Source organism: Reichenbachiella sp. MALMAid0571, from assembly GCF_040151475.1.
Classification (GTDB): domain Bacteria; phylum Bacteroidota; class Bacteroidia; order Cytophagales; family Cyclobacteriaceae; genus CAXBNB01.
In genome coordinates this window covers 25,379-37,040 of record NZ_JBDKWG010000092.1, presented here as the reverse complement: position 1 = coordinate 37,040, position 11,662 = coordinate 25,379, and the positions used below count along the sequence as shown (strand labels likewise).

General features: G+C 39.4%; 8 protein-coding genes. All 8 read right to left on the bottom strand.

Annotation, left to right across the window (positions count from 1 at the left end):
* Positions 1-560 precede the first annotated feature (560 nt).
* The 8 genes from thrC to ilvB all read right to left on the bottom strand — a co-directional run bounded on the left by thrC (position 561) and on the right by ilvB (position 11,645).
* Entirely contained in the window at positions 561-1,862 is a 1,302-nt protein-coding gene (thrC, locus tag AAOP42_RS03190) for a threonine synthase (protein WP_349527013.1), read from the bottom strand.
* A 104-nt stretch (positions 1,863-1,966) separates the two neighbouring features.
* Positions 1,967-2,896 (bottom strand): homoserine kinase, encoded by a 930-nt coding sequence (locus AAOP42_RS03185; RefSeq protein WP_349527012.1) that lies wholly within the window; start codon positions 2,894-2,896, stop codon positions 1,967-1,969.
* A gap of 13 nt (positions 2,897-2,909) precedes the next feature.
* The gene (gene thrA, locus AAOP42_RS03180; RefSeq protein WP_349527011.1) at positions 2,910-5,357 is read right to left on the bottom strand and encodes a bifunctional aspartate kinase/homoserine dehydrogenase I; all 2,448 of its coding nucleotides are present in this window, start codon (positions 5,355-5,357) and stop codon (positions 2,910-2,912) included.
* Positions 5,358-5,380: 23 nt separating this feature from the next.
* Complete coding sequence (gene ilvA, locus AAOP42_RS03175) at positions 5,381-6,670, bottom strand: threonine ammonia-lyase IlvA (protein ID WP_349527010.1); 1,290 nt, start codon at positions 6,668-6,670, stop codon at positions 5,381-5,383.
* Positions 6,671-6,675: 5 nt separating this feature from the next.
* A complete protein-coding gene (locus AAOP42_RS03170) occupies positions 6,676-8,013 on the bottom strand; it encodes a pyridoxal phosphate-dependent aminotransferase (protein ID WP_349527009.1) in 1,338 nt (445 codons plus the stop codon).
* Positions 8,014-8,192: 179 nt separating this feature from the next.
* On the bottom strand, positions 8,193-9,239 hold the full coding sequence (gene ilvC / locus AAOP42_RS03165) for a ketol-acid reductoisomerase (protein ID WP_349527008.1): 1,047 nt from the start codon (positions 9,237-9,239) through the stop codon (positions 8,193-8,195).
* 66 nt (positions 9,240-9,305) lie between these two features.
* Entirely contained in the window at positions 9,306-9,896 is a 591-nt protein-coding gene (gene ilvN / locus AAOP42_RS03160) for an acetolactate synthase small subunit (protein ID WP_349527007.1), read from the bottom strand.
* 15 nt (positions 9,897-9,911) lie between these two features.
* Positions 9,912-11,645, bottom strand: a complete 1,734-nt coding sequence (gene ilvB, locus AAOP42_RS03155; protein ID WP_349527006.1) for a biosynthetic-type acetolactate synthase large subunit — start codon at positions 11,643-11,645, stop codon at positions 9,912-9,914.
* Positions 11,646-11,662: the final 17 nt, after the last annotated feature.

Genomic DNA, 11,662 nt, shown 5'->3' with positions numbered 1-11,662 from the left:
TAGTTTTTTCTATGTAGGTGGATAATTTTAATTCCTGGGCATTGCTGCAACTTGCGGCGGCTAAAATCAGGATGATCGGTAACAACTTGATGATTAAGATCAGTGCGGTGTAAAAATTAGTAGTAGTTTTCATGACTCTTTTGTTTTATTTTGAAACATTGTAATTATGAAACAAAGGTCATACATCCGGCATCCCCATATATCGGGGTTTTTCCAAACTTAAAAATTTAGGGGTTTTACCTAGAAGGAGATTTCGAGGTAAATAATGGAAGTGGAATAGTGCTGTGGCTGCTCTTATAAGTCACAATCCCTTAGTCTTGTCATCTCTATGGGATGCTTGCCTCCGTAGGTATAACGTGCTTCGTCATTTCTGCGGAGGTAGAAATTTCATGGTGCCTTTTTTTAGACCAGAGGAGGGAAAGCTGAGCAAGACAGGATATCTTTCGCTTCCTGCCTCGTCGGCAGACGAGCGCTCAAGATGACAAAGGTTACGACCTTCCCTACCTTGTCATTCTGAACGTAGTAAAGAATCTCTATTCAAATAGAAAGATGAATTACAATTATACTAGCACCTCCCCAAAAACAGCCAACAACTCTTCGTAGCTATTGTTGATCTCGATGGAAACTTTGGTTTTATCTACATACTCCTGCAATCGTGCTGGGATGTCTATTTTGGTGTGAATGGTTTCTTCTACGACATCACCAAACTTGGCAGGGTGTGCCGTTTCGAAAAATACTCCTACACCATCTTTGTCTTTCATGTATTCTTTTAAACCCAGATAGCCTACTGCTCCGTGAGGATCAAGCATGTAGCCTTGCTTTGCAAATACTGCCTGCATACAAGCCCTAGTTTCTTCGTCGGAGTAGCTGTATCCTGAAATGTAATTTCTAAATTCATTTACATCCCCCCCAAACAAATCCATCATCCGTGCGAAATTGCTCGGGTTGCCTACGTCCATGGCATTAGAGATGGTCTGCACAGAGGCTTTCGGATCGAACACGCCACTAGTCAGGTAGGCAGGTACAATATCATTGGCATTGGCTGAGGCGATAAAACGATCGATTGGAAGCCCCATTTTCTGAGCCAACAGTCCGGCAGTAAGGTTGCCATAGTTACCACTCGGAACAGATATATATACAGGACGGTTTCCATCTTTCACCTGGGCATAAGCCCAGAAATAGTAAAATGACTGTGGTATCAACCTTGCCATATTGATAGAATTAGCAGATGTTAAATGAAATTTATCTTTTATAGGTTTATCCAAAAAAGATTTTTTCACCAATGCCTGGCAATCATCAAAAGTTCCATCGACTTCCAATGCAGTAATATTCTGGCCAAGTGTAGTCAATTGTTTTTCCTGAATGTCACTTACTTTTCCCTTAGGGTAAAGGATTACAACATTGATATTTTCCAATCCAAGAAAACCGTGTGCTACGGCACTCCCTGTATCTCCGGAAGTTGCCACCAGAATGGTCGCTTTTCGTGCTTTTTTAGCAGAAAAATAGCTAAGGCATCTTGCCAGAAACCGTGCGCCTACGTCTTTGAATGCCAATGTAGGCCCATGAAACAATTCCAAAGAATAAACATTATCTTCTACACGTACAGCAGGAATATCAAATGCCAGCGTATCATTAACAATAGTTCTTAAATTGGCTTCAGGTATTTCATTGTCAATAAACCTGCTCGCCACTTCATAGCCTATCTCCTGCAATGAAGAGCCTTTCAAACCATCGATAAACGACTGTGGCAGTGACACTATTTTTTCTGGCATAAAAAGTCCATTGTCTTCGGGCAATCCTTTTACTATAGCTTCTTCAAAAGAAACTTTCGGAACTGATTTATTTGTGCTGTAGTATTTCATTGTTTAAGAAGTTGGAAGTCAGAAGTCAGAAGTCAGAAGTCAGAAGGTTTAGACCTTCCAAATTAAGACAAGCACTTCATGGTACCTCAATTTTATTCTTTATACTAGTCGATTATCCTCGCACCAGTTTTTCCTATTTTAGAAATATATAATATCACCTCAATACCAGCTTCACTATATATTTCTGTCATTTTCAATTTAATTTCTTGAGCTGTTTCCTCGTCTTTGCTGAAAGTAAATATGGAAGGTCCTGAGCCGGCAATGCTACAACCAACACCACCAACTGCAAGCGAAGCAGCCTTCACTTCGTCAAATTTAGGAATGAGTTTGGAACGGATAGGTTCTACAATCACATCTTGCATCGACCGACCTATCAAATCCAAATCTGAGGTATATAATCCCGCAACCAGTCCTCCTACATTTCCCCATTGTGTCACTGCTTCTGACATTGGTATTTCTGTCCTTAGCATTTTACGAGCCTCAGAGGTTTTTATTTCTACCTGAGGATGAACAATGGTCACATACAAGTTTTCAGGAAAAGAAACATTGACCAAATCAAGTGGATTGTACCCCCGAATCAACTGAAATCCTCCAAGCAAAGAAGGCGATACATTATCTCCGTGCGCTTTACCGGAAAGTAGCTTTTCCCCTTCCATAGCAAACTCCACCAGGTCTTTTTTCTCAAAAGGCCTTCCGAGCATTTCATTCACTCCGAACACTGCCCCAGCTGAACTGGAAGCACTTGTACCCAGACCACTTCCGGGTTTAATATGTTTGATGAATTCAAATTCAAAACCCTGAGTTACAGACAACCTTTCCAACATGGCTTTTACCGCCACTGTTGCTACATTTTTTTCAGGATCAGTTGGTATGTCTTCAAACCCACGGACAGGCAATACTGTGAGGGCATTAGTCTCTGTTTTTCGAATGATAATCTCCTCACCTATCCCATCAAGGGCAAACCCCATGATGTCAAAGCCACACCCTACATTCGCTACTGTTGCCGGCGCAAATACTTTTATTGATTCTTGCATTCGTTTGTTCCTATCAGCTGTTAGCAATTTTCATAATGTCGGCAAAGATACCGGATGCCGTCACACCTGCCCCTGCTCCTGCTCCTTTAATTACCAATGGCTGCTCGTTGTACCTGTTGGTATAAAACAAAACGATATTGTCCTTGCCTTCCAAGTTATAGAAAGGATGGTCTGAAGGTATTTCTTTTAAACCCACAGAAGCCTTACCTTTATCGAAAGTAGCGACGTATTTTAGCCTTTTGTTTTCAGCATATGCTTTGGCGAATATGGCTTGGAAATGGGCTTCATTTTCACTTATTTTTTTATAGAATGCTTCTACACTGTCTGTTTTCATACATTCTTCAGGAATAAAAGCTTCATTTTCAATATCCTCCAATTCAAACCTGAAACCACTTTCCCTCACCAAAATCAAGATCTTACGCATCACGTCAACCCCACTCAAATCAATTCGTGGATCAGGTTCTGTGTAGCCATCAACCTGAGCCTGTTTTACTATGTCAACAAACTTAGTGTCTGCATTGAAATAGTTGAATATAAAATTGAGGCTGCCAGAAAGTACGGCCTGGATTTTATTGATTTTATCCCCACTCTTTATCAAATCACTCAATGTAGAAATGATGGGCAATCCGGCTCCCACATTAGTTTCGAACAGGTAACGAGAATTATATTCCTGGGTGATATTTTTAAGTTCTTTGTAATTTTCATAGGATGAAGCACATGCTATTTTGTTGGGGGTAACAATGGAAATATTGTTTAACAACACATCCTTGTACAATCCGGCTATATCAGCATTTGCAGTGTTGTCTATGAAGACACTATTGATCAGGTTGTAGGATTTGATCTTTTTGATAAAAAGGTCTGCATCCATGCCGACACCTTTTTCAAAAAGAGTGGTTTTCCAATTTTCCAAATCAATACCATCTACTTCAAAATGCATTCTTTTGCTATTGGCAATACCGACTATGCGTAGATCAATTTGTTCATTTTCAAGCAGGTAACTGTGTTGTTTGGCTATTTGATCCAGCAAAGTACCGCCTACATTGCCCACACCAATCATATAAAGATTGAGCTTTTTTCTTCTGGAAAGGAAAAAGCTTTCGTGCAATGCATTCAATGCCTTCCTTAGATTGTGCTCATCAATTACTGCAGTGATGTTGCGCTCAGATGACCCCTGTGCAATGGCTTTGATATTGATGCCATTGAGTCCAAGAGACTCAAACATCTTGCCACTCACACCAACATGGTGTTGCATCTTTTCTCCAACCAAAGCGACCACTGCCAGATTTCTTTCTATTTCCAATGCATTGATCTTTTTGGTATTCATTTCATAGACAAACTCCTGATCAATACTTTGCTTGGCAGCATCCACATCAGCATCGTCTATACCTACGCAAATCGAATGCTCAGATGAAGCCTGAGTAATCATGATTACATTGATTTTAGCTTCAGAAAGTGCTTTGAACAAGCGGTTGGAAAAGCTTGGTATGCCTACCATACCACTGCCAGTCAGGTTCAAAAGGGTAATGTTTTTGACACTGGAAATCCCTTTAATAATTTCAGAATTTGAAGTACTTACATTACTTATCTTGGTGTATGCTCCGTCTTTGTCAAAAGTATTTTTTACAAAAGTCGGTATCTTCTTTCCTAAAACAGGTTGAATAGACGGAGGGTAAATTACTTTAGCACCAAAGTGAGAAAGCTCCATCGCCTCCTGATAAGTAATGTTTTCTATCGTATGAGCTGTTGACACCATTCGCGGATCGGCAGTCATCATTCCGTTTACATCTGTCCAGATTTCGAGTGCATCCACCCTCAATGCTCCTGCGAGTATGGCTGCAGTATAGTCAGAACCACCTCTCCCCAAAGTAGTTGTTACTCCTTTGCTATTTCCGGAAACAAACCCCGGAACAATAACGGGATAAGTAGTGTCTTGAAAATAATCAACAATATTCTGGTTTGTAATTTCAAAATCAACATTGGCTTTTCCAAAGTTGCTGTCAGTGACAATCACTTTCCGTGGATCCATCAGGTCATTAGAAATCCCCTGAGATTTCAAATATTCATGTATAATATAGGAAGAAAGAATCTCACCATAACTCAGAATGGCATCTTTTACTTTGTTGGAAAGTTCTTTTACGAAGTAAACTCCCTGAAACAGGTCTTTTAGTTTTTTGAATTTCTCTATAACCTTTGCCCTCTGCTTCTCTGAGGAATCTTTACCAATCAGCTGTGTTACTACCTTCAAGTGCCTTTCTTCCAACTCAGACAGTATATTTTCATAAGTTTTGTTGCCATAAGAAGCCTGACCAGCGCAATCCACCAGTTGCGACGTGACTCCTCCCAAGGCAGATACTACCACGATCAACTTATCCTGATCAAGCCTCTCTTCAACTATTTGCTTTACTATTTGCAAGCTATCGGCAGTGCCAACTGATGTTCCGCCAAATTTTAGTACTTTCATTTATTTTATAATAATCAACTATTTTAAATCAAATACTGCAATAAATCTTGTTTATTGTTCAGGTATTCAAACACGAAATTCTTTTCCTCCATTTTCGAGAAAAGTAAATTCAGGTTTTCTTTGTTTTGTATTTCTATACCAATCAACGCAGGTCCTCTTTCTCTACTGTGCTTTTTAGAATACTCAAAATGCACGATATCATCTCCCGGACTCAATACATCATTTACAAACTCCTGTAATGCTCCTGCACGTTGAGGAAACCTTATAATGAAATAATGTTTCAACCCTTCGTAAAGTAAGGAGCGTTCTTTTATTTCTTCTGTTCGGGTAATGTCGTTGTTGCTGCCACTGACAATACAAACAACCGTCTTTCCTTTTATTTTTTCTTTGTAAAAATCAAGTGCCGATATACTCAATGTACCTGCTGGCTCAGTAATAATTGCCTCTTCGTTGTACAATTGAAGAATGGTCGAACAAATTTTACCTTCCGGTACAAGGATGATATCATCCAGGTGATCCTTGCAAATTTTAAAATTAAGGTTGCCAACCTGCTTCACTGCAGCCCCGTCAACGAAAGTATCAATTTCGGTAAGTGGCGTATTTATGCCCTTTTCGATCGAAGTTTTCATTGCAGGTGCTCCTTCCGGTTCTACTCCTATTATTTTGGTATTTGGAGACAACCTTTTAAATACACTAATCAGACCAGACGCCAAACCACCTCCACCTATGGGAACAAAAAGATAATCTATTTTGTCTTCGATATCCTGAAGCAACTCCAGCCCGACAGTAGCCTGTCCGGCAATTACTTTTTCATCATCAAACGGGTGAATAAAGGCAACCTGATGATCGGTGCAATATTCCATGGCACTTTTGTAAGCATCATCAAAAGTATCTCCAACCAATCGCACTTCTACTTTATCTTTACCAAACATTTTAACCTGCCTGATTTTTTGCTTCGGTGTTGGGCAAGGCATGAAAACCACTCCTTTGATACCCAATTTATAACATGAGTATGCCACTCCCTGTGCATGGTTGCCTGCACTGGCACAGGCTATTCCATTAGATTTTTCCTCCTCACTCAGAGAAAAAATTTTGTTATATGCTCCTCTTATTTTATAAGACCGAACTACTTGCAGGTCTTCTCTTTTAAAATAAATATCAGCACCAAATCGTTCGGAAAAATTGGCATTTTTCACCAATGGAGATTGAATTACTACTCCTTTGAGAATTTGCCCAGCCGAGACTATGTCATGTAGTTCCGGAGCTTCCTGCGGTAATAGATCACTTGATTGTCTGGAAGTAGCTACGCCCATGTCAACTATGCAAGGTTAACCTGTTCAGTTTCCATTACTTTGTCCGAATTGCAAAATTCATTGATGGCTTCTGCTATTTGCTGAAAAGTATATTGCAGCACTTCAGGGTTTTCTTCCAGCAATGTAATTCTGAAACCAAGTAAATTGGATTGGAATGACGACAATGGAACCACGCAAACTCCTTTTGCTGCAAGCAGATAATATACAAACCTGCTATCCGGTTTTGAAATTCCATTCACCCAGGATTCCGCCAATTCTCTGGTTTTGTCATCTTCAATTTTCAAAAACTGGTTGTTGTTCAATACCCCATCCTGAAAGACTATGGTATTATAAAATGCCCCGTTGGTCTTGTTGAATTTGATATAATCTATGTTCTTGAAGTGATTGCCAATGATGTTGCTGCGTGAGGCAATGGATTCATTTTTTTCTTTTAGGTATTCATGATATTTTGGATGGGAGAATATCCTTGGTATCGCTCTTTGTGGCAATGTAGTACAACATACTTCTACCATTTTGGCATTTTCCAACGCCAAACAATAATCATCGAAGTTACGATCTGATTTTCTGTTGTAAAATTCCATCCAACCACATCGGCTGCCTGGCCAGGGCACTTCTTTTGATATTCCTTTCAAAGAAATACCCGGTACGTCACCAAGCACTTCTGACAACCTCTTGGTTTTGTTGCCATTGTAAATGATGTTACCATAAATCTCATCACTGACTACAAACAAGTTAAATTCTTTTGCTATTTCAACTATCCTTTTCAGATAGGATTCAGGGTACACCACTCCGGTAGGATTGTCAGGATTGATCACCAATATGCCTACTATGCTGGGATTGTATTTTACTTTCAGATACAAATCATCCAAATCGGGATACCAGTTGTTATCCGGATCAAGGTTGTATGTCAGAGGCTCTTTGTTAGAGTGTGCTGCCTCAAAAGCAGAATGGGTAGAATATGCCGGAGAAGGCCCTATCACACGGGAATACGGATTTAAGAATTGATATAATTTACCAATGGCATCTCCCAGCCCATTAAAGAAAAGGATGTCATCATAATTGATCTGTACCCCTTCAAATTCATTGTTTTTTTCTGCCAGAAATTTTCTGGTTTCAATGATTCCTTTTGAGTGACAATAGCCATAGCTCTTGTTGTCCATCACCAGTTCAGAAACAATTTCTTTGATCCAGTCTGGCACATCAGCATTTTTCAATATTGGGTCTCCGATATTCTCCCAATAGATTTTTTTGCCAAGTTTCTCCAGCTGTTCAGCCTTTTTCACAATATCCCTGATTTCATAATCAAGTTTTTGTGATCCACCATGTAATAAATTCTGACGCATTAGGTCATCAATTTTAATATAAAACAAAACCTTCCTGTCTGAGGAAGGAATCTAACCTATACAATAATTTAATTTTGAGTATTGTGTAATTCTATAGCAAAACGTCATTTACTATATCAAGAAAAAAACAAACTCAACAGGAAAATAAATTCCTGCTGAGTTTTAAATATAAAACGATTCTACTTGTTTTCTGGTCTTAAACCTCTTACAGTTCTTCCTGCCTGCCACATTTCAGAGTCGTACAACTCTTTCAATTCAACTTCCAGTTTTTCTCTGTAATCAGGTTGAGAATTTACATCAATAGATCTTTGAGCTTCCTTGCCATCTATTACTGATTTGTACAATTTCTCAAATACCGGCTTAGTAGCCTTGTGAAATTCATCTTTCCAATCCAAAGCACCTCTTTGGGCAGTTGTTGAACAATTGGCATACATCCAATCCATTCCGTTTTCTGCGATCAATGGATACAATGATTGAGTAGCTTCTTCTACTGTCTCATTGAAAGCTTCAGAAGGGGTGTGTCCATTGGCTCTCAATACTTCGTACTGAGCCTGAAACAATCCCTGGATAGCTCCCATCAAAGTGCCTCTTTCGCCTGTAAGGTCAGAAGATACTTCTTTGTAGAAAGTAGTTTCGAACAGGTAACCTGACCCAACAGCGATACCCATAGCGATCACTTTGTCTTTGGCTTTTCCTGTCGCATCCTGCTCAATGGCAAAAGAAGAGTTAAGTCCTTTTCCTTCAACAAACAGTCTTCTCAAAGAAGTACCAGATCCTTTAGGAGCAACCAAAAATACATCTACGTCTGCAGGAGGAATTATACCCGTTTTTTCTTTGTAAGTCACACCAAATCCGTGAGAAAAATACAATGATTTTCCTGGAGTAAGGTATTTCTTAATTGTTGGCCACAATGCAATTTGTGCAGCATCTGAAAGTAGGTTACAAATGATAGTACCTCTTTCAAGAGCTTCTTCGATTGAGAAAAGCGTTTCTCCCGGCACAAAACCATCTGCCACAGCTTTGTCCCATGATTTAGATGGTTGTCTTTGTCCAACAATTACGTTTATCCCATTGTCTTTCAAATTCAATGATTGCCCAGGTCCTTGTACACCATAACCAATAACGGCTACAATTTCGTCTTTCAAAACATCTTGTGCTTTGCTCAGAGGAAATTCTTCTCTGGTAACAACATTTTCTTCTACTCCACCAAAATTTAATTTTGCCATTTTTCTAACTTTAATATTTACTGATTTTCAATTTGTTTTATAATTTTCTTACTTGATCTTATGCTATTAATAATCTTCTATTCTCAATTGATTGGAATGAGAATTTTCCAATTCATGAATGTAAGCTTCCGTTTTTCTTTTCGATTGAGAAATCGCTACCCGTCCTGATCTCACAAACTCGAGCAGGCCTAGTGGCTCAAGTTTCTTGTACAGGTCATGCGTTTCATTTTTATGGCCTGTTTTTTCAATTACTATATGGTCTTCTTCAATCACCAGAATACGAGCTCCATTGCTTCTCACAAGTGTTTCTATTGAATGACCATTTAAAAACACTGAGGTAGGCATTTTGTACAATGCAATTTCCTGATAGTAAATCTGGTCTTCTTCATACAAAAATGACCCTAATACATCTATTATTTTTCGTATCTGACCTATCACTTTTTCTATTCTTTCACGAGTAGATGTCACCACAATAGTAAACCGGCTGATGCCAGGCACTTCAGTGGTTGAGACATTTAGACTCTCAATGTTGATTTTCCTTCTCGTGAAAATGATTGAAATCTGGTTCAATAACCCTGCTCTGTTTTCCGTTAACACGGATAGGGTAAACTCTTTTTCCATTTTATCTGAATGATTTTCACTATATATATCTGCCATGATTTCCCTACTTTATTATTCTAATCTAATGTCTGATACTGAAGCCCCTGTAGGTACCATTGGAAAAACATTTTCCTCCTGCTCTACAACTACCTCCAGTAAATATGGGCCATCATGAGCCAACCATTTATCTATTTCCGTTTCCAGATTTTCTCGTTTTTCAACTTTTGCATGGGGTATTCTATACCCTTCAGAAATAATCTGAAAATCAGGATTGGTCAATTCTGTAAAAGAATACCTTTTCTCAAAGAACAATTGTTGCCACTGGCGTACCATGCCAAGGAAATTATTGTTTAGAATCAATATTTTCACCCCAATATTGTTTTGATAAATCGTGCCCAGTTCCTGAATGGTCATTTGAAAGCCTCCATCACCAATAACAGCAATTACCTGTCTATCGGGCTGTCCCATTTTTGCTCCCATGGATGCAGGAAGTGCAAAGCCCATAGTCCCCAATCCACCGGAAGTTACATTGCTGTCCTTTTCCGCAAACTGATAGTACCGGCTGGCAACCATCTGATGCTGGCCAACATCGGTGACAATGATCGCCTTACCTTCCGTTTTATCAGAGATCATTTTGATTACCTCAGGCATGATAACTTCATCTCCTTTAGGATTGAAAGCAGGCTCTATTACCTTGTCATACTCTATTTTATCACATGCTCTAAATTCATTTACCCAATCGCTATGATTATTTTCTTTAATCAATGGAATCAATTTCAATAAAGCTTGTTTGGCATCAGCATTAATTGCTACATCTGTTTTTACATTTTTGTCTATCTCTGCAGGATCAATTTCAACATGTATTACTTTGGCCTGTTTTGCATAATGCTCCAAATCTCCAGTAACACGATCGTCAAAACGCATCCCAATCGCTATCAATACATCACACTCATTGGTTTTGATGTTCGGACCATAATTCCCATGCATCCCAAGGAAACCCATATACAATGGGTGACTTGTCGGCACTGCCGACAAACCCAGTAAAGTAGATGCCATAGGAATACCTGCTTTTTCTGCCAAGGCGATCAATTCTTTCTCCGCATCTGAAAGTAATACACCCTGCCCTACCAACAAAAATGGTTTTTTAGCTGTATTTATCAATTCAGCAGCCTCAGCTATTTTAGACTCATCCAAGGTAGGATAAGGATGGTAGCTTCTGATCCTTTCGCATTTTTCATAACTGTAATCAAACTCTTCGAACTGAGCATTCTTGGTAATATCTACTAAAACTGGACCTGGACGACCAGTATTGGCGATATAAAAAGCCCTTGCAATAGCATAAGGAATATCTTCTGCTTTTGTTACCTGATAATTCCATTTGGTTACAGGCATAGAAATACCTACCACGTCAGTTTCCTGAAAAGCATCTGTACCCAAAAGATGGGCTACAACCTGCCCTGTGATACATACCAATGGTGTAGAATCAATTTGTGCATCAGCAATCCCTGTGATCAAATTGGTGGCTCCCGGTCCGGAAGTTGCAAAGCAGACACCAGTTTTTCCTGTGACACGTGCAAATCCCTGAGCAGCATGGGTAGCACCCTGCTCATGACGGACTAGAACATGTTTGAGCCTATCTGCGTATTTGTACAATTCATCATAGATGGGCATAATTGCCCCTCCTGGGTAACCAAAAATGGTCTCCACTCCTTCTTCGAGCAAACACCTTAAAAGCCCTTCTGAACCTGTCATACGTTCAGTAGTTTTTTTGGTCACTTTCTCTGCTTCCAATGTTGATGTATTCATGCTTATTTAACTGTTAA

Bases quoted from the DNA above. Each gene is read 5' to 3' on its own strand.
- ilvN (WP_349527007.1), bottom strand. From the start codon at position 9,896: ATGGCAGATATATATAGTGAAAATCATTCAGATAAAATGGAAAAAGAG.
- thrA (WP_349527011.1), bottom strand. From the start codon at position 5,357: ATGAAAGTACTAAAATTTGGCGGAACATCAGTTGGCACTGCCGATAGC.
- ilvC (WP_349527008.1), bottom strand. From the start codon at position 9,239: ATGGCAAAATTAAATTTTGGTGGAGTAGAAGAAAATGTTGTTACCAGA.
- thrC (WP_349527013.1), bottom strand. From the start codon at position 1,862: ATGAAATACTACAGCACAAATAAATCAGTTCCGAAAGTTTCTTTTGAA.
- ilvB (WP_349527006.1), bottom strand. From the start codon at position 11,645: ATGAATACATCAACATTGGAAGCAGAGAAAGTGACCAAAAAAACTACT.
- ilvA (WP_349527010.1), bottom strand. From the start codon at position 6,670: ATGGGCGTAGCTACTTCCAGACAATCAAGTGATCTATTACCGCAGGAA.
- AAOP42_RS03185 (WP_349527012.1), bottom strand. From the start codon at position 2,896: ATGCAAGAATCAATAAAAGTATTTGCGCCGGCAACAGTAGCGAATGTA.
- AAOP42_RS03170 (WP_349527009.1), bottom strand. From the start codon at position 8,013: ATGCGTCAGAATTTATTACATGGTGGATCACAAAAACTTGATTATGAA.